We start from the raw sequence: 18356 nt of genomic DNA, 5'->3' as shown, positions 1-18356 counted from the left end.
CCCGAGTGCGGCGCGTGGCGTCTTCGGGCGCCGGGCTTGCCGGACGGCCGGAGCCCGGGGGCTGCTCGTGCGCGGAGACGGCCGGGTCGCCCCCGGCGGGGTGTCGCGGCGCGGTCCCGTCCGCCGTAGCCCGCTCGGGCCCTGTCTTCGGGTCGAGTTCGACGTACGGCCGGATGCGCAGGGGGTCGAAGTCCTCCGCCGCCGCTGCCTGGGCCGTACGGGCGTCGCGGAGGGCCTCAGCGGCGCGGTGGGTGCAGGCGCAGGAAGGGGTGTTGTCCGGGCGTCTGGGCGCGCCGCACTCCGGGCACGGGTGGCCGTTCGGCTGGTCCACGCGTCACTCCCTCCCCTCGCGAACTCCAGAGATTATCCAGATCTTCTCCACAGTGCGGCCGGCGAGCCCCCGGAACGACTGCTTCCAAAGGGGCTCGGCAGGCCATAGCGGGTCACACCGGTCACGATGGAAAACGTCACATCAGCCCTGGGAGGACGCATGGCAGGGGACGAGGTCTTCGAGGCCGAGGACGCGCGCGCCGCCACACCGCCGGACCAGGGCATTCCCGCTCAGGAGCGGGTCTCCGGGAACGTGCTGGTCTCCATCGGCGCCCTGCTCCTCGGCCTGCTGCTCGCCGCCCTCGACCAGACCATCGTGTCGACCGCGCTGCCCACCATCGTCAGCGACCTCGGCGGCATGGAGCACCTGTCCTGGGTGGTCACCGCGTACCTGCTGGCCGCGACCGCCGCGACCCCGCTGTGGGGCAAGCTCGGCGACCAGTACGGGCGCAAGAGGCTGTTCCAGACGGCGATCGTGATCTTCCTGGCCGGCTCCGCGCTGTGCGGCACCGCGCAGGACATGGCCCAGCTGATCGCCTTCCGGGCCGTGCAGGGGCTCGGCGGCGGCGGGTTGATCGTGCTGTCCATGGCGATCGTCGGCGACCTCGTCCCGCCGCGTGAACGAGGGCGCTACCAAGGGCTGTTCGGGGCCGTCTTCGGAGCGACCAGTGTGCTCGGGCCGCTGCTCGGCGGAGTGCTCACCCAGCATCTGAGCTGGCGTTGGGTGTTCTACGTCAACCTGCCCGTCGGCATCGTCGCGCTCGCCGTGATCGCGACCGCGCTGCACATCCCGCGCCGGACCCAGCGGCACGTCATCGACTACCTCGGCACCTTCCTCATCGCCGCCGTCGCCACCTGCCTGGTGCTCGTCGCCTCCCTCGGGGGGACCACCTGGGGGTGGGGGTCCGCGCAGATCGTCACGCTCGCGGTCCTGGGCGTCGTCCTCGCCGTCGCCTTCGTGGTCGTCGAGCGCCGGGCGGCCGAACCCGTCCTGCCGCTGACGCTCTTCCGCGTCCGCACCTTCACGCTCTCCGTCGTGATCAGTTTCGTCATCGGCCTCGCCATGTTCGGCGCGATGACCTACCTGCCGACCTTCCTCCAGATCGTGCAGGGCGTCAGCCCCACCATGTCCGGTGTGCACATGCTGCCCATGGTGCTGGGCCTGCTGCTGGCCTCGACGGTCTCCGGGCAGATCGTCAGCCGGACCGGCCGCTGGAAGGTGTTCCCGGTCGCCGGCACCGGCGTCACCACCCTCGGTCTGCTCCTGCTGCACCAGATCGACGAACACAGTCCCGGCATCGAGCTGAGCTGCTTCTTCTTCGTCTTCGGACTCGGTCTCGGCCTGGTGATGCAGGTCCTCGTGCTCATCGTGCAGAACGCCGTCCCGTACGAGGACCTGGGCGTCGCCACCTCCGGCGCGACCTTCTTCCGCTCCATCGGCGCCTCGTTCGGCGTCGCCGTCTTCGGCACGATCTTCGCCGGCCGGCTCGGCGACCAGCTCACGGACGCCTTCCGGGGCGCGCGGCTCCCGCCCGGAGCCTCCGTGGACGCGCTGGAGGCCGACCCGCGCGGCATCGCCGCCCTGCCGCCCGACCTGCGCCCGCCCGCCCTGCACGCCTACGCCGTCTCCATCACGGACGTCTTCCTGTACGCCGCCCCGGTCGCGCTCCTCGGCTTCGTGCTGGCCTGGTTCCTGAAGGAGGACCGGCTGCGCGCCTCGGTCACCGCGCCCGACGGCACCGAGACCCTGGCCAGCAACCCCGTGGAGCGGTCCTCCTACGACGAGGTGTGCCGCGCGCTGTCGGTGCTCGGCACCCGCGCGGGACGGCGCGAGATCTATCAGCAGATCATCGCGAGGGCGGGCTACGACCTGCTGCCCGCGGCCGGCTGGCTGCTGCTGCGGATCCGGTGGCACGGCGCGGTGGAGCCCGGCGTGCTGGCCGACCGCATGCCCGTCCCGCTCGGCGTGATCATGGACGCCGTACGCCAGGTGGAGGAACGGCGGCTCGTCGAACGCGGAGGGGGCGAATTGGTCCTGACCGGCCAGGGGCGCGAGGTCGCCGAGCGGCTGGCGCAGGCCCGTGAGGCGTCGCTCGCCGAGCTGCTCGGCGACTGGTGGGGGCCCGACCGGCCCACCGACCTGGTGCAGCTCGTCCACGAGCTCAGCGGCGGAACTGTGCGGATCGAGGCAGGAGCGTCCGCACGAACCGCCCCCGGGAACCTTTGGGGTGAGGGCGCCCGGGTTCCGGCCCAGGTGTTGGGCGAACCAGTGCTCGGCGTACGGGTCGTCGTTGTACGGCTCGGTCTCCGTGTAGCCGAGGCGGGCGTAGAGGGCACGGGCCTCTACGAGGTCACCGCGGGTGTCGAGGACCATCCGGGTGGCGCCGAGGGCCCGGGCGGCGTCCTCGGCGGCCCGGACCAGCAGCGCGGCGCCGCCCCTGCCGCGCAGCGCCTCGCGCAGGAACACCCGCGTGAGCTCGCCGGTCGAGCCCTCCCGCAGCCGCACCCCGGCGGTGCCGGCCGGCTCACCGCCGTACCGGGCGACCAGCAGCTGCCCGCGCGGCGGCGCGAGATCGGTGCCCGGCCGGGCGGCGATCTCCCGCTCCAGCTCGTCCGGGTCGGTCCGGCGCCCCTCGTGCAGCAGGTACCAGCGGTCGCTGACCTCCGTGTAGTAGGCCCGCCAGAGGGCGGCGGCGACGGGGGAGTCGTACGGCTCCGGGGTCACGGTCCAGGTCATGTCCGGCATTCTCGGCGGCCGCCCTACCTCGCCCGCAACCGGATAAACCAGGGGGTGTTCGGGCGTGGGCAGGCCGAGGGTGCCGTTTGGGGGCGGGCTTCCGGGCTACCCGATCGGCGAACCGGCTCGCGAGGAGAGCCGGTTGGGCCGAGAACCCGGAAGGCATTCATGTCCACTGGCCTGATCATTGCTCTGATCGTGATCGCGGCGGTCGTCATCATCGCGGCCGCCATGACCCTGCGCGCCCGAGGGCCTCGGCGTGGCCCGAGCCTCAAGCGGCGCTTCGGACCCGAGTACGACCGGGCCGTCGCCCGGCACGACGGCGACGCCAAGGCCGCCGAGCGTGAACTCACCGAGCGTGTGCACCGCCACGGCGACCTGCGCGAACGGGCGTTGGAGCCGGCGCAGCGCGAGCGGTACGAGGCGCGCTGGACGGCCGCCCAGGAGCGGTTCGTCGACTCGCCGCGGGAGGCGGTCGCCGAGGCGGACCGGCTGCTCGCCGAGCTGGCCGGCGCCCGGGGCTTCCCGGACGGCGGGCAGTACGAGGAGCAGCTCGCCGCGCTGTCCGTGCACCACGCCCACCACGTCGACGGCTACCGGCGCGTCCACCGTGCCGCGCATCTGCGGGCGGAGGACGCCCGGGACGGCGGCACCGGTACGGAAGACATGCGCGAGGCCATGGTGGCGGCCCGCGCCCTGTTCGAGGAGCTGGTCCGGCCGGCCCGCCACGACGGCGGAGGCCACACCGGCGCACGGCACGAGGGCGGACGCGAGGACAGCGGACGGCACCGTGCCGGACTGAACGGCGGCCGCGAGGCCCCGTCCGCCCGCGGCGGGCACATGCCGTGGGCGCTCCACCGACGTCAGGCGAAGGAGAGTTGAGCCATGTCCGACATGACCCGCCAGCCCGGCGACCCCTCCGTCGCCGGCGACCCCACCGCCCCTGACGCCCGCGGCGAGACCGCCCTGGGCACCGGCCACGGCACGACGGCACCGCGCACGGACCGTGGCGTGGACACGGACCGCACCGGCAGGCACGGCACGGACGTGCACGCCACGGACCTGCACGGTACGGAAGCGCCCCGCGGCGACTCCTACGGCACCGGCCCGGAGGGCGCCACCGGCGCGGGGACCGGCACCCACGCGGGAGACCTCACCGGCACCCACAAGACGGGCGCCTCCGGCTCCCACCTCCTCGCCCACGACGAGTCCGACAAGCTCGGCTCGCAGTTGCAGCACGCCGTCGCCGGGTTCGTCGACGGGCCCCGGGCCGCCGTCGAGGAGGCCGACCACGTGCTGGAGGAGATCGCGGCCCGCTTCACCGAGGCCGTGACGAAGCGCCGCCGCACCCTGCGCCACTCCTGGCAGTCCGTCGAGAGCGGCGAGGGCAAGCCCGTGTCGAGCGCCGACACCGAGCAGCTGCGGCTGGCCCTGAAGGACTACCGGGAACTGGCGGAACGACTGCTACACGTCTGACCGGGGCGAACCACCCGGCTGCTGCGCCGCCCGGCGCTCCCGCCACTGCCGTACGACGTCCTCGACGTCGTACGGCTTCTTTCCCAGCGGGGGGCCGGGCGGCGGCTTGAACATCATCTCGCGGATCTTGTCGTTGACCTCGCCGATGATCTTCCTGACGATCCGCTCGGAAGGGGCCGCGTACGCGGCCTCGAGCGCGTCCTCCGCCTCCTTGCGCAACGCCAGCGCCGGCGGGAGCACGGAGAAGCCCTCGCGGGCCATCTTCCGCTTGACCCACCACAGTTCGTCGTACGTGCTCTCCACGTCGCGCGGGAGCGGCTCGCCCGCTCCCGGCAACCGTTCGAACTCCCCGCGTGCCTCCGCGTCGCGGATCTGCCGGTCGACCCAGGACTCGAAGTCGACGCCAGGTGGCTTTCGCTCGGTCATGAGGCCATTGTGCCGGACACCGCGCGGCCGGGCGTTCTATCATGCGGCGGGCTTCGCAGACCTATTGGGACGTCTCAGGAGGAGCGCACGTGCTCGAACTCACCATGGCCGCCGTGTCCGCGGCGGAGGAGGGTGCCACGGCCGGCATGCTCATGGCCGACGCGCCCAGCGAGCCGGGCGCCGTGCTGCGGGTGGGCCGCGACAAGTCGGTGTGCCGGCTCACGACGCCGGACGACTGGCTGTTCGTCTCCCGCGTCCACCTGGAGTTCCTGTGCGGCCCCGACGGGACCTGGCAGCTGACCTGGCTGCGTGGCTCCCAGCCCGACCCGTCCTCCGAAGTCCGGCTGACGGTCGGGGAGTACGCCCAGCCCCTGGCCTACGGCGGCACCGTCCCGCTGCCCAGGGGCGGCAGCGGCGAGGTCATCATCCAGGACCGCACCGCCCCGCGCAGCGTCAACGTGGGCTTCTTCCACGAGGCGTGACCCCCCGGGCCTTCGGCGTGACCGCCCCGGCCTTCCGCGCGACCGCCCGCGGCGCGGTGACCCGCGGCGCGGTGGTCTGTGGTGCGACGGCCTGGCGCGGAAGGCCTGCTGGCGTGTCCGCCGGGGATCACGCCAGTACGCGCGCCAGCGCGAAGCCGTCGTAGCCCTTCATGCCGACCGTCTGGATCGCCGTGCCGCTCAGCCTCGGATGGCCGGCGATCAGTTCGATCGCGGTGCGGGTGCCCGTCACGTCCGGGGCGGTGCTGTCCGCGTCCAGGACCCGGCCGCCTCGTACGACGTTGTCGAGGACGATCAGACTGCCCGTGCTGGTGAGCTTCAGGGCCCACTCCACGTAGTGCGGGTTGTTGACCTTGTCGGCGTCGATGAAGACCAGGTCGAACGGCGGCGGGTTCTCGTCCGCCAGCTTGGGCAGCGACTCCAGGGCCGGTCCCACCCGCACCTCCACGAGCTCGTCGAGGCCGGCGCGGGCGATGTTGCGGACGGCGACCTCGGCGTGCCGGGGGTCGTACTCCAGGGAGACCAGCCGCCCGTCGGCGGGCAGGGCACGGGCCAGCCAGATGGTGCTGTAGCCGCCGAGCGTGCCGATCTCCAGGATGTGGCGGGCGCCCTGGATCTGGGCCAGGAGCTGCAGGAGCTTGCCCTGGTTGCCCGCGACGTTGATGTGCGGAAGCCCGGCGGCGTCGCTGTCACGCAGGGCTGCCGCCAGGGCTTCGTCGTCCGGGGCGAGGTGAGCGGTGAAGTAGGCGTCGACCTCGTCCCAGACGTGCGACTCGCTCATGCACCTGTACCTTTCGTACGCATAGTTAGCTTCCCTAACCAGTGGCGCCGACGAAGATAGTTGGTGCGCGCGTCGACTGTCAGCCGGGTTTTCACCCGGCGTGTCTCACCGCTCCACGGAGGGTGCCGACCCCGGCAGCGGACGACCCGCCGACTCCGCCATGCGCCACACCGCGAAACCGCCGATCACGGCCGCCGCCATCATGTAGTAGGCGGGCATCATCATGTTCCCGGTCGCGCCGATCAGAGCGGTGACCACCAGCGGCGTCGTACCGCCGAAGAGGGACACGGAGACGTTGAAGCCGATGGACAGGGAGCCGTAGCGCACGTTCGTCGGGAACAGCGCGGGCAGGGCCGAGGGCATCGCCGCCGTGAAGCACACCAGCAACATGCCGAGGGCGCCCATCCCGAGTCCGACGGCGAGCAGGCTGCCCTGGCGGATCAGCAGCAGGGCCGGGACGGACAGCAGCAGGAAGCCCGCGCAGCCGGTGGCGATCACCGGGCGGCGGCCGACCCGGTCGGTCAGCGCGCCGACGAACGGCTGGGCGATCATCATCAGCGCCATCACGCCGAGGACGACGAGCAGACCGTGCGTCTCGTCGTAGTGGAGCTGACCGGTCAGGTAGCTCGGCATGTACGACAGCAGCATGTAGTCGGTGACGTTGAAGACCAGCACCAGGCCGACGCAGAGCAGCAGCGCGCGCCACTGGCCGGTGACCATCTCGCGCAGCGGCGTCTTGGGGCGGTTGTTCTCGGCCTTCTCCGCCTCGGCCGCGAACGCCGGGGTCTCCTCCAGGCGCATGCGCAGGTAGAGGCCGATGATGCCCATCGGGCCCGCGATCAGGAACGGGATGCGCCAGCCCCAGGAGGTCAGGTCGTCGGCGGAGAGCAGGGCGGTCATGATCGTGACCAGGCCCGCGCCGCCGATGTAGCCGGCCAGCGTGCCGAACTCCAGCCAGCTGCCGAGGAAGCCGCGCCGCTTGTCGGGGGCGTACTCGGCGATGAACGTGGAGGCGCCCGCGTACTCACCGCCGGTGGAGAAGCCCTGCACGAGCCGGGCCACCAGGAGCAGGATCGGCGCGCCGACACCGATCGTCGCGTACGACGGGATCAGACCGATCGCGAAGGTGCCCGCGGCCATCATGATCATGGTCAGGGCGAGGACCTTCTGGCGGCCGACGCGGTCGCCGAGCGGGCCGAAGACCATGCCGCCGAGGGGGCGGACCAGGAAGGCCGCGGCGAAGGCGCCGAACGTGGACAGCAGCTGGGCGGTGGGGTTGCCCGAGGGGAAGAAGACCTTGCCCAGCGTGACCGCGATGTAGCTGTAGACGCCGAAGTCGAACCATTCCATCGCGTTGCCCAGCGCCGCCGCCTTCACGGCGCGCTTGACGAGCGCGGGATCGGTGACGGTGGTGTCGGGGGCCTTCGCGGTGCGGCTCTTGATCAGGGACGTAGGAGCGATGACTGAGGCAGTCACAAGATTCGCTCGCCTACCTTTCGACGGGGACAGGGACGCGGTCCGCGCGGCGGCGCTGTCGTACGGGCCGAAAAAGCGACGATAGGCGGAGAATGCCCGTTCACGGGCGGTATGCCTTTCGTTGCAGGCTGCATCTAAATGCCGGTTGTGCAGGCACGTCTGCCCGGCCGGGAACGGTTCCCGCATGATCTTGATGTGATCCTTCTCGCGTTCACGGGAGGCAGCCGCACGCCTCGCGCACTATCGTCAACCGGACGAAGGGGGTCATATCGGGTAGAAGGTCAACGGGGTGTGACGAATGCGGAGCGCAGCGGACGGCCGACGGAAGTCCTCGGAGCGACTGCCGTCGGCGGAGCCCGCGCACGTCTGCGTGTGGTCTGCCTCGGGCTGTGGCTGGCCGTCGCCGCCCTCGCCGCACGGCAGATGGCCGTCGTCCTCGGCTCCCCCCGCGGGAAGCGGCTGACGGACCTGGAGACCTGGGTCGGGCCGAACGGCGTGCTGCACGTGAACGGCTCCCTCTACGACTCCACCCGCTTCACCGGCACCCCCTTCAGCGGGCTCGTCCTCAAACCCCTCACCCGTTCGGCCGAACAGGCCCTCGGCTGGGGCTGGACCTTCGGCACGCTGCTGCTGGTCGTCGCCCTCGGCCTGATCGCCGCCCGCGCGTTGCCCCCGCCCGTCGGACGCCGCACCGCCCTGCTGGCCGCGCCCGTCGCCATCGGCCTGCTCATGCTGTCCCTGCCGGTGCGCAACGCCCTGTGGCTCGGCCAGACCAGCATCGTCCCGGTCCTGCTCGTCCTGCTCGGCTGCTTCGTCGTCCACGGTCAGCGCACCAGCGGCCTGCTCATCGGCGTCGCCGCCGCGCTCCAGCCCACCCTGCTGCTCTTCGCGCCCCTGCTGTGGTTCACCGGCCGCCGACGCGCCGCCCTCGCCACCGGCGTCACCTTCGCCGCCGGCACCGCGCTCGCCTGGGCCGCGATGCCGCACGACTCCCACACCTACTGGGTCCACCACCTGGCCGGCGTCGGCCTCGGCGGCCGGGCCGACGGCCTCGGCAACCAGTCCCTGCACGGCGCCCTGCTGCGGCTCGGCCTGAACGGCACCCTGGAGGTCGCGCTCTTCCTCACGCTCGGCACGGTCGTCGCCGTCCTGGCCCTGCGCCGCGCCGTGCGCTGCTTCGACGACGGCCAGCTCCTCCTGGCCGTCGCCATCACCGGCTGCGCCGCGATCGTCGTCTCGCCCACGGCCTGGCAGCACCAGCTGCTGTGGCTGCTGCTCGCGGTCGTCGGCCGGGCCGGCCGACGGGCCTGCGACCGGTACGTGTGGCCGGTCGCCGTCGTCCTGGTCATGACCCTGCCGGCCGGCATGCTGCTGCCCGAGATGTCGTCACTGGACCCGCTGCGCGACAACCTCGTCCTGCTGGCCGCCGTCGCCGCCGCCGTGGCCGTGCCGTTCCTCTCCCGCGCCTCGCCGTACTACCGGTCGCCCCTGCCGGCCCAGTACGCCCCCGCCGTCCCGGCCCGACTCCGCCACGTGCCGCTGGTGCCGTACCTGCGCAGGGCCCTCAACCGGCCCAACCTCCTCCTGGAGCTGCTCCTCCTCCGGGTCGCCTACGCCGCCTACTCCGAGATCCGGCTCGCCGCCACCGGCGGCAGCAACTCCTCCGGCCGGGCCGGGGCCGAGGAGCACGGCCGGCAGATCCTGGGCCTGGAACGGGCCCTGCGCATCGACGTCGAGCGCTGGGCCAACCATCTGGTCGCCGGGACCGCCTGGCTACGGGAGTTCCTCGACCACTACTACGTGTCGTTCCACTTCGTCGTCCCGCTGGCCGTCCTCGCCGTCCTGTACGGGCGCCGCCCGGCCGACTACCGCTGGGCCCGCTCCGCCCTCGGCTTCGCCACCCTGCTCGCCCTGGCCGGCTTCTGGCTCTACCCCCTGGCCCCGCCGCGCCTGATGCCCGGACTCGGCTTCATCGACACCGTCCACGGCGTCCAGGACTTCTCCCAGCCCGACTACGGCACCCTCACCCACCTGACCAACCAGTACGCGGCCATGCCGTCCCTGCACTTCGGCTGGGCGCTGTGGTGCGGCATCGTGATCGCCGTCCTGGCGCGCCGGTGGTGGGTGAAGACCCTGGGAGTGCTGCACCCGCTGCTCACCGGCTGCTCGATCGTGGCGACGGGCAATCACTGGGTGCTCGACGCGGTGGGCGGGGCCGTCGCCGTCGGGGTGGGCTTCGGGCTCGTGTACGTGCTGACGGGGCCGCGGGCGACGGTCGCACGGCCTGCCCCTGTCCTGCGTCCGTCCTGCACGAGCGGCTTCCGGCCATCGTGAGTCCTCGGCGTGGGATCTCCTCCGTGGCGGAGGAGATGAGGCTGTGCTGTGGGGCGCCTGGGAGCGTGACGCGGAACTCGCGCGGTCTGCGTGTGACAGATGCCGTCAGTTGATGCCGGCTCGGCGGGCTGTCCGTGTGGCAGGAACGGTATTCGTACAGACGGATTCCTCTTTTGCAGAGGCCAGGAATCGGGCAGTCTTTCCGAGCACGATAAAGACTGCATATTCGAACGTTTTCGCAGTCATCTGTGACGCGGGCAGTGGGAGGTGTGCGCATGAGTGAGAGCGTCATAGCGCAGCCGATAGCCCGCTCTTTGGGGTAACAGCAGGCTCTGATCCGGGCATGTGAACCGGATATTGAACCAGATGCCCGTGCCCGGCGATTCCATACCGCATTTCTTCCAGTTCGCCCTTCGCACAGCCGGTCTGTGCTGGGGGAGTCCCTGCTGTCCGGAGAGAAAGGACAAATGCTGTGACCGGTCTCGAAACCATGCGTGTCGTCACGCGTGAACCCGCCATCTACATTGTCGCGGGTAACGGCACCGCTGGTTTTAGCAGCGACTATGGGCCGGCCGTCTGCGCCCAACTCAACTATCCCCGCAAAGTCGCGGTGGATTCCAGCGGAAACCTCTTCTTCTCCGACTACAGCAACCATCGGGTGCGGAGGGTGGACGCGGCGACCCAGCAGATCACCACGGTCGCGGGTAACGGCACCGCCGGCTTCAACGGCGACAACCAGCCGGCCGTCTATTCCCGACTCCACTATCCCCGTGGTGTCGCGGTGGATGCGGGCGGCAACCTCTTCATCGCCGACTGCAACAACCATCGGGTGCGGAGGGTGGACGCGGCGACCCGGCAGATCACCACGGTCGCGGGGACCGGCATCGCCGGCTTCAACGGCGACAATCAGCCGGCCGTCAACGCCCAGCTCAACAGTCCCATCGGTGTCGCGGTGGATGCGGGCGGCAACCTCTTCATCACCGACTTCAACAACCAGCGGGTGCGGAGGGTGGATGCGGCGACCCGGCAGATCACCACGGTCGCGGGGACCGGCACCGCCGGCTTCAACGGCGACAACCAGTCGGCGGTCAACGCCCAGCTCTACGGTCCCGTTGGTGTCGCGGCGGATGCGGGCGGCAACCTCTTCATCGGCGACTACGCCAACCATCGGGTGCGGAGGGTGGACGCGGCGACCCGGCAGATCACCACGGTCGCGGGGACCGGCATCGCCGGCTTCAACGGCGACAACCAGCCGGCCGTCAACGCCCAGCTCAACGCTCCCCACACTGTCGCGGTGGATTCCGGCGGCAACGTCTTCATCGCCGACACCTCCAACCATCGGGTGCGGAGGGTGGATGCGGCGACCCGGCAGATCACCACGGTCGCGGGGATCGGCACTGCCGGTTTCAACGGCGATGGTGGGCCGGCCATCGGTGTCCAGCTCAACTCTCCCGTAGGGGTCGCGGTGGATTCCGGCGGCGGTCTCTTCATCGCCGACGCCTCCAACTATCGGGTGCGGAAGGTGAGTGATGTCGCGTCCACCGCCCGGTTCTCGGTGGCACCCGGGGGGCCGCCGGATGTGAGGCTGGAACGTGCCGGCAACACCGGCTACCCGGGTGTGCAAGTACGCGCCGAGGACGACGGCACGATCGCTCCGCAGAACGTCCGTGTGGATCTCCCCGCGGGAGTGGGTCTGCAGTTCGTGGGCGAACCCCGGTACACGCTGACCGTACTGCCCGCCGCCGGGACCTCGCGTTCCTACTACGGGACCGTGTCGCCCGACGGGCAGAGCCTCACCTTCGACAATGTCGACCTGGCCCTGTCGGGAAGGGATTCGGTGTCCGCCGTATGGGTCGCGGTGAAAGCCCCCGCCGGTGCCCGGCTGGGAGACACCAGGCTGACGTTCCGCATCGGCGACCGGCTCTCGGACTCCACGACCATCCGCGTCGAGGAGCCGCCCCCGGCGTGACCGCCGGGGTCTCCCCGCCGAAGTGACACCACGAGAGACAGCCTGCCCGCGGGGTCCGCGGCCCGCGTCCTGCGGACCCGCGCGGGCAGGGTGTTCGAGGGCGTCGCGCCGGTGCAGTGCCGTCTTGTCCTCAACAAAGGGAGTACCTACAGGTGGATACGGTGGCGTCTCGCCCCCACAGGCCCGCTCCGGCCACACCGGCCAGGTCGCGGAGCATGTCCATCATGGCCCGGGTGTACGGATATCCCCCGGCCCACAACGCGGGATCCGAGTGGATGCTCCACTCGATGCTTCGTCCCTTGAGCGAGCGCGGCCACCGGGTGACGGTCTGGCTGTCGCATCCCGGAAGCATGCAGAAGAGTTATGACATCGACGGAGTACGGGTCGTGCCCTATCAGGAGGGCGCGGACTTCGCCGCCGAGGTCCAAAGGGCAGACGTACTCCTGTCCCATTTCGAGAATGTCCCCCTCGTGTCGGGACTTGCCCGAGCCCGCCGGATACCCGTGGTCGTGATCTGCCACGACAATTTCGCCACGAGCTTCCACAACGCGGCGGGTGCCGATCTCGTGGTCTACAACAGCGAGTGGATCCGACGGGACGGCGAGATCTTCTACGCGCGGTACCCTCCCGAGTTTCTGCCCCGGCGCACGATCGTCGTCCGCCCTCCCGTGATCGCCGAGGAGTACCACACCACACCGGGTGACTGCGCGACCCTGGTCAACCTGAACGCCGACAAAGGCGGCGACATCTTCTGGCAGATCGCCGCGTGGACGCCGGAATGGAGGTTCCTCGGTGTCCGCGGCGCCTACGGGCAGCAAGTCATGCCGCCACCACGGCTGCCCAACTGTGAAGTTGTCGACGGGGTGCCGGGACAGATGATGCGCGAACACGTCTACAGCAGGGCGCGCGTGATACTCATGCCGAGCTTGTACGAGTCATGGGGACGGGTGGCGGTGGAGGCGTTCGCCTCGGGCATCCCGGTGATCGCCCATCCCACGCCCGGGCTCGTCGAGTCCCTGGGCGAAGCCGGGATCTTCGCCTACCGAGACGACCTCAACGCGTGGACCGAGGCCCTGACGTTCCTGCGGGACCCGGGCAACTGGGCCCGGGCCTCCCGCCGGGCCAAGGCCCGCTCCATCGAACTGAGTGCGGCTCCCGACCTCGACATCTGGTGCGACGCCGTTGAATCCCTGAACGAGACCAGCCGGCGGAACGGCTTGCGCAGGCGCGCCATCGGCACGCTCATCGATGCCGGTGAGATGGGCCGCAGCGCCGGTGAGTTGGGCCGCAGTCCTGGAGCCGGTGTCGCGGACTCGGGAGGCGAAAAACACGTGTGTCCCTGATAGACGCCCGAGCCGCCACCGGCGCCGCGGCCGAGAGCGAACACGCCGCGGCACGAAAACCCGTACCCAGATGACGAGTCGCTCCCCCCCGACGTTCCGGGCCCACGCCGCGGGGCGGCCGCACACCTGGCCCGGTGCCGGCCTCCAGGGCGCGGCCGGTGTCAGGACCAGGCGATCTCGCCATGGCGGGAGACGAAGCGGCCGCTGCCGGCGCCGGGGCCCTCGGTGGCGAGAGCGACGATCGCGTCCGTGCCCTCGGTGACGGTTTGGGGGCCGCTGTGACCAGGGTGAGTCCCGATGTCGAGCAGGTCCTCGGCCGCCCGCCCCGCACCTTCGCCGAGTGGGCCGCGCGCAACGCAGCAGCCTTCACATAGGAGGTCGCGCGAGCTCAGCAGGACTGTTCACTCAGAGACGTACCCCTCCTCGAGATGCAGCCCCGGTAAGAGCCACGGACGATGAGAAAAGGACCCCCTTTCTGGAGGTGATCGAGATGCGACGTGTGCTCACCGCCGTAGCGGCACTGGCTCTTCCAATTTCCCTCGCGGGAGCACCAGCTGTAGCGGCATCACACGGCTCTTCCGCGCACTCTGCGGTGACCAGCGCCCAGGCCGCACACACATTGAATCGTCCAACAACCCTGGTGACTCAACGACCGGTCGACGTATGCAACTACACCGCTAGTCGACCCAGCCTTAGCGTGGGGTCATCCGGGGCGGCAGTCCAGCAAGCCCAGTGCTACATGAATCAAGCGATCGGCGCCGGCCTCGACGAGGACGGAGATTTTGGCCCAGTCACGCAATCCGCGACAAAGGCCTTCCAACGGTGCGCCCACATCGTCGTCGACGGCCGTATCGGAGCCCAGACCTGGTCGTTCCTTTCCTTCTGGGCCAACGCGCCAGGTGCGCCCTTCTGCTGACAGGGCACAGCCGTCTCACCGAGCCGAGCAGCCTGCGCGGCATATGCTCCCGCTCGATCCCGCCGCGTTCAGCACCTTCGTCGACTGGACGACGACTACAGCCGCTGAATGATCGTGCCGGTGGCCAAAGCGCCCCCCGCGCACATGGTGATCAGCGCGAACTCCTTGTCCGTGCGCTCCAGTTCATGAAGCGCCGTCGTGATGAGCCGGGCCCCGGTCGCTCCCACCGGGTGCCCGAGTGCGATCGCGCCGCCGTTGACGTTCACCTTCGACAGGTCCTGCTCGAAGACCTGCGCCCAGCTCAGGACGACCGACGCGAACGCCTCGTTGATCTCCACCAGGTCGATGTCCTTCAGGGACATCCCGGCTTTGCCCAGGACCGCCCTGGTCGCGTCGATCGGGCCGTCGAGGTGGAAGTGAGGGTCGGAACCGACCAGCGCCTGGGCGACGATCCGGGCCCGGGGCCTCAGCTTCAGGGCCCTGGTCATCCGCTTCGACGCCCACATGATCGCCGCCGCCCCGTCGGAGATCTGCGACGAGTTGCCGGCCGTGTGCACCGCCGTCGGCATGATCGGCTTCAGGGACGCCAGGGCTTCCGCCGTCGTGTCGCGCAGGCCCTCGTCCCGGTCGACCAGGCGCCACATGCCCTGTCCGGCGTGCTGCTCCTCCTCGGTCGTCGGGACCTGTACGGCGAAGGTCTCTCGTTTGAAACGCTCCTCCGCCCACGCGTGGGCGGCCCGCTCCTGGGAGGCGAGACCCAGCGCGTCGACGTTCTCCCGAGTGAGACCCCGGTGGCGGGCGATGCGCTCGGCCGCCTCGAACTGGTTCGGCAGGTCCACGTTCCACTCGTCGGGGAACGGCTTGCCCGGCCCGTGCTTCGAGCCGGACCCGAGCGGCACCCGCGACATCGACTCCACCCCGCACGAGATGCCGACGTCGATCACGCCCGCCGCGACCATGTTGGCCACCATGTGCGAGGCCTGCTGCGAGGACCCGCACTGCGCGTCGACGGTCGTCGCGGCCGTCTCACAGGGGAGCCCCATCGTGAGCCAGGCCGTGCGGGCGGGGTTCATGGACTGCTCGCCGGCGTGTGTGACCGTGCCGCCGACGATCTGCTCGACGCAGTCGGCGGGGATGCCGGTGCGGCCGAGGAGTTCGCGGTACGTCTCGCCCAGCAGGTAGGCGGGGTGCAGGTTGGCGAGCGCGCCGCCGCGCTTGCCGATGGGGGTGCGTACGGCTTCGACGATCACGGGTTCGGCAGCCATGGGTGCGGGTCCTCTCCGGGAGGCTCAGCGGAACTAGTACGCGTTCTAGTTCTGTCAGCAGTGTGCTGAGGGCTGCTCGTCGACCGCAAGGGTCGTGCGGGCAATTGGGGGGCTCGTGCCTCTTGCTACTTGTAGAACCCGTTACTACCGTCACCGCAACTCCGCACAGCTGATGGGCCGTCAGACTCAGAGTCGGTACGAGTGGTGGGAGCCGCCCATGCCCTGTCCCGCGCTGCCCGACGGGTTCGACTTCACCGACCCGGATCTGCTGCACCACCGCGTGCCCCTGCCGGAGTTCGCCGAGCTGCGCCGGGTGGAGCCGGTCTGCTGGGTGCCGCAGCCGGCCGGTCTCGCCGGCTTCCAGGACGAGGGGTACTGGGCGGTCACCCGGCATGCCGACGTCAAGTACGTGTCCACGCACCCGGAGCTGTTCTCGTCGTACCTCAACACGGCGATCATCCGCTTCAACGAGCACATCGAGCGCGACGCCATCGACGCCCAGCGGTTCATCCTGCTCAACATGGACCCGCCGGAGCACACGCGGGTGCGGCAGATCGTGCAGCGCGGGTTCACGCCCCGGGCGATCCGGGCGCTGGAGGAGAGGCTGCGGAACCGGGCCCACGCCATCGTCGAGAAGGCCCGCGCGCACACCGAGCCGTTCGACTTCGTCACCCAGGTGGCCTGTGAACTGCCGCTCCAGGCGATCGCCGAACTGATCGGCGTCCCGCAGGAGGACCGGGACAAGATCTTCGACTGGTCCAACAAGATGATCGCGTACGACGACCCCGAGTACGCCATCACGGAGGAGGTCGGCGCCGAGTCGGCCACGGAGATCATCGCCTACGCGATGAACATGGCCGCCGACCGTAAGCAGTGCCCGGCCCACGACATCGTCACGCAGCTCGTGGCGGCGGAGGACGAGGGCAACCTCAACTCCGACGAGTTCGGCTTCTTCGTGCTGATGCTGGCCGTCGCGGGCAACGAGACCACCCGCAACGCCATCACCCACGGCATGCACGCCTTCCTCACCCACCCCGGGCAGTGGGAGCTGTACAAGAGGGAGCGCCCGGCGACGGCGGCCGAGGAGATCGTGCGCTGGGCGACCCCGGTCGCCGCCTTCCAGCGCACCGCCACCGAGGACACGGAGCTCGGCGGCAAGCGGATCCGCGCGGGCGACCGGGTCGGGCTGTTCTACGCCTCCGCCAACCACGACCCCGAGGTGTTCGACGAGCCCGACGGCTTCGACGTCACCCGCGACCCCAACCCGCACCTGGGTTTCGGCGGGGGCGGCCCGCACTACTGCCTGGGGAAGTCCCTCGCCGTGCTGGAGATCGACCTCATCTTCAACGCCGTCGCCGACGCCATGCCGGGTCTGCGGCTGGTCGAGGACCCGCGCCGGCTGCGGTCGGCGTGGATCAACGGCGTGAAGGAACTCCGGGTGAGTACGGGCTGACGTACCGGGCCGGACAGGGGAAAGGCGGCGGCCCCGGGGATCGGGGGGCCGCCGCCTTGCCGACCAGAGAAACAGGGCCCGGCCCGTGGCCGCAAAGGCCCCCTTTACTAGGCCGGGCCGCATGTCGGGCGCTGCTTCGCCCGGGTGACCGGGGACTTTTTCCTACGACCTCGCTTCGTACGTGACGTGGGTCATGTGGGGGGCCTCACTGCCGGGGCGCCTCGAACGTGACCGGCGTCTCGAAGGCCGCCCGGCGCGTGGCCCGCCGCAGCGCCCTGAGCACGGCCGGGCCGACGAGCAGCGTCAGCACCACCGTGACGACGGCCCGGCCCAGGTCCCAGCCGAGCGAGGTGGCCAGGCAGTACGCGAGGAAACGGGCCAGGTTCGTGGCGACCGCCGCCTGCGGGTCGAAGGCCACGGTGGAGGCGAGGGCGCTCATGAAGGGCCAGCCCGCCATGTTCATCACCGTGCCGTAGACGAACGCGGCGAGGAAGCCGTAGGCCGCGAGCATGACGAGTTCCGCACGGCCGCGCAGCCGGTCCGGGCCGGGCAGCAGGCCCGCGCCCATCGCGAACCAGCCCATCGCCAGCATCTGGAACGGCATCCACGGGCCCACCCCGCCCGTGAGCAGCGCGGACGCGAACATCGTCACCGAGCCGAGGACGAACCCGAAGCCCGGCCCGAGGACCCGCCCGCTCAGCACCATCAGGAAGAACATCGGCTCGACACCGGCGGTACCGGCGCCGATCGGCCGCAGCGCCGCCCCCGTGGCGGCCAGCACACCGAGCATCGCCACCGCCTTCGGGCCGAGACCGGACTCCGAGATCGCCGCGGCCACCACCGCCACGAGCAGCACCAGCAGACCCGCGAAGAGCCAGGGCGCGTCCTGCGCGTGGGCGCCGAGCCGCGAGCCGGGTGGGGCCAGGAACGGCCAGCCGAAGCCGACGACACCCACCGCGCTGACGAGGACCAGGGCGGCGAGCGAGCGGGGGCCGAGACGGACGGCCCGGGCCTGCTTCTGGGAGTTCACGAGCCGGCCAGGGGACGAGGATCCGGCTGCAGCGCCGCGCGGACCTGGGAGACCGTGAGCCAGTGCTGCGGGGCCAGGATCTTGGTGACCTGCGGGGCGAAGGACGGGGATGAGACCACGATGTCCGCCGTCGGACCGTCGGCGATCACCTCCCCGTCGGCCAGGAGCACCACCCGGTCGGCGATCTCGGCCGCCAGCTCCACGTCGTGCGTGGCCAGCACGATGGCGTGCCCCTCGGCGGCGAGATCGCGCAGCACGGTCACCAGGCGGGCCTTCGCCGCGTAGTCCAGGCCACGGGTCGGTTCGTCCAGCAAGAGCAG

Annotated in this window: 14 protein-coding genes and 3 pseudogenes; 9 read left to right on the top strand and 8 right to left on the bottom strand. The window is 70.8% G+C overall.

Translation table 11 applies throughout. The features are described from left to right. Positions 1–490 precede the first annotated feature (490 nt). Positions 491–2645: pseudogene (locus tag SSQG_RS11375) on the top strand (MFS transporter). Here the strand turns inward: SSQG_RS11375 and SSQG_RS39015 are convergent. Then, positions 2582–3067 (bottom strand): annotated as a pseudogene (locus SSQG_RS39015) (GNAT family N-acetyltransferase); the annotation flags it as partial. The pseudogenes SSQG_RS11375 and SSQG_RS39015 sit on opposite strands and share 64 nt — an antisense overlap. Positions 3068–3235: 168 nt before the next feature. Between SSQG_RS39015 and SSQG_RS11370 the strand changes: the two are divergent. Then, on the top strand, positions 3236–3949 hold the full coding sequence (locus SSQG_RS11370; RefSeq protein WP_039932405.1) for a hypothetical protein: 714 nt from the start codon (positions 3236–3238) through the stop codon (positions 3947–3949). A 3-nt stretch (positions 3950–3952) separates the two neighbouring features. Continuing rightward, positions 3953–4543 carry a hypothetical protein gene (locus SSQG_RS39010; RefSeq protein ID WP_003989897.1) on the top strand — a complete coding sequence of 197 codons (591 nt, stop codon included), beginning with the start codon at positions 3953–3955 and terminating at the stop codon, positions 4541–4543. Here SSQG_RS39010 and SSQG_RS11360 read toward each other — a convergent pair. Next, on the bottom strand, positions 4532–4969 hold the full coding sequence (locus SSQG_RS11360) for a DUF1992 domain-containing protein (protein WP_003989896.1): 438 nt from the start codon (positions 4967–4969) through the stop codon (positions 4532–4534). The genes SSQG_RS39010 and SSQG_RS11360 overlap by 12 nt on opposite strands. An 89-nt stretch (positions 4970–5058) precedes the next feature. Here SSQG_RS11360 and SSQG_RS11355 point away from each other — a divergent pair, with 89 nt between their 5' ends. Further along, entirely contained in the window at positions 5059–5451 is a 393-nt protein-coding gene (locus SSQG_RS11355; protein WP_039932403.1) for an FHA domain-containing protein, read from the top strand. A 127-nt stretch (positions 5452–5578) separates the two neighbouring features. Here SSQG_RS11355 and SSQG_RS11350 read toward each other — a convergent pair whose 3' ends face one another. Further along, complete coding sequence (locus SSQG_RS11350) at positions 5579–6250, bottom strand: O-methyltransferase (RefSeq protein ID WP_003989894.1); 672 nt, start codon at positions 6248–6250, stop codon at positions 5579–5581. 105 nt (positions 6251–6355) lie between these two features. After that, entirely contained in the window at positions 6356–7726 is a 1371-nt protein-coding gene (gene proP, locus SSQG_RS11345) for a glycine betaine/L-proline transporter ProP (protein WP_003989893.1), read from the bottom strand. Between the two features lie 291 nt (positions 7727–8017). On the opposite strand from proP, the gene SSQG_RS11340 reads away from it, so the two are divergent. The 3 genes from SSQG_RS11340 (at position 8018) to SSQG_RS11330 (ending at position 13372) form a co-directional block, all read left to right on the top strand. Next, entirely contained in the window at positions 8018–10060 is a 2043-nt protein-coding gene (locus tag SSQG_RS11340; RefSeq protein WP_052310261.1) for a bifunctional glycosyltransferase 87/phosphatase PAP2 family protein, read from the top strand. A gap of 472 nt (positions 10061–10532) precedes the next feature. Further along, a complete protein-coding gene (locus SSQG_RS11335) occupies positions 10533–12029 on the top strand; it encodes an NHL repeat-containing protein (protein ID WP_003989891.1) in 1497 nt (498 codons plus the stop codon). Between the two features lie 215 nt (positions 12030–12244). Continuing rightward, entirely contained in the window at positions 12245–13372 is a 1128-nt protein-coding gene (locus SSQG_RS11330; RefSeq protein WP_039932402.1) for a glycosyltransferase family 4 protein, read from the top strand. Between the two features lie 161 nt (positions 13373–13533). Here SSQG_RS11330 and SSQG_RS42585 read toward each other — a convergent pair. Continuing rightward, positions 13534–13656, bottom strand: a pseudogene (locus tag SSQG_RS42585) (short-chain dehydrogenase); the annotation flags it as partial. A gap of 206 nt (positions 13657–13862) precedes the next feature. On the opposite strand from SSQG_RS42585, the gene SSQG_RS43970 reads away from it, so the two are divergent. Further along, entirely contained in the window at positions 13863–14288 is a 426-nt protein-coding gene (locus SSQG_RS43970; RefSeq protein ID WP_425314990.1) for a peptidoglycan-binding domain-containing protein, read from the top strand. A 95-nt stretch (positions 14289–14383) separates the two neighbouring features. Here the strand turns inward: SSQG_RS43970 and SSQG_RS11320 are convergent, their stop codons facing one another. Then, entirely contained in the window at positions 14384–15553 is a 1170-nt protein-coding gene (locus tag SSQG_RS11320; protein WP_003989888.1) for a steroid 3-ketoacyl-CoA thiolase, read from the bottom strand. A gap of 217 nt (positions 15554–15770) precedes the next feature. Between SSQG_RS11320 and SSQG_RS11315 the strand changes: the two genes are divergently transcribed. Beyond that, positions 15771–17006 carry a cytochrome P450 gene (locus SSQG_RS11315; protein ID WP_003989887.1) on the top strand — a complete coding sequence of 412 codons (1236 nt, stop codon included), beginning with the start codon at positions 15771–15773 and terminating at the stop codon, positions 17004–17006. A gap of 205 nt (positions 17007–17211) precedes the next feature. Here the strand turns inward: SSQG_RS11315 and SSQG_RS11310 are convergent, their stop codons facing one another. Together SSQG_RS11310 and SSQG_RS11305 are read right to left on the bottom strand one after the other, a co-directional pair. Beyond that, on the bottom strand, positions 17212–18036 hold the full coding sequence (locus SSQG_RS11310) for an ECF transporter S component (protein WP_003989886.1): 825 nt from the start codon (positions 18034–18036) through the stop codon (positions 17212–17214). Beyond that, on the bottom strand, positions 18033–18356 hold a 324-nt coding region (locus tag SSQG_RS11305), incomplete at its 5' end, for an AAA family ATPase (RefSeq protein ID WP_039932397.1). The genes SSQG_RS11305 and SSQG_RS11310, both read right to left, overlap by 4 nt.

It is taken from the genome of Streptomyces viridochromogenes DSM 40736 (genome assembly GCF_000158955.1).
Classification (GTDB): Bacteria; Actinomycetota; Actinomycetes; order Streptomycetales; family Streptomycetaceae; genus Streptomyces; species Streptomyces venetus.
Note: the sequence above shows the minus strand (reverse complement) of the source record. Positions and strands in the feature narration are given on the sequence as shown.

Coding starts and splice junctions, on each gene's coding strand:
- SSQG_RS11370 (WP_039932405.1), top strand. CDS start 3,236: ATGTCCACTGGCCTGATCATTGCTCTGATCGTGATCGCGGCGGTCGTC.
- SSQG_RS39010 (WP_003989897.1), top strand. CDS start 3,953: ATGTCCGACATGACCCGCCAGCCCGGCGACCCCTCCGTCGCCGGCGAC.
- SSQG_RS11360 (WP_003989896.1), bottom strand. CDS start 4,969: ATGACCGAGCGAAAGCCACCTGGCGTCGACTTCGAGTCCTGGGTCGAC.
- SSQG_RS11350 (WP_003989894.1), bottom strand. CDS start 6,250: ATGAGCGAGTCGCACGTCTGGGACGAGGTCGACGCCTACTTCACCGCT.
- SSQG_RS11330 (WP_039932402.1), top strand. CDS start 12,245: ATGTCCATCATGGCCCGGGTGTACGGATATCCCCCGGCCCACAACGCG.
- SSQG_RS43970 (WP_425314990.1), top strand. CDS start 13,863: ATGCGACGTGTGCTCACCGCCGTAGCGGCACTGGCTCTTCCAATTTCC.
- SSQG_RS11320 (WP_003989888.1), bottom strand. CDS start 15,553: ATGGCTGCCGAACCCGTGATCGTCGAAGCCGTACGCACCCCCATCGGC.
- SSQG_RS11315 (WP_003989887.1), top strand. CDS start 15,771: ATGCCCTGTCCCGCGCTGCCCGACGGGTTCGACTTCACCGACCCGGAT.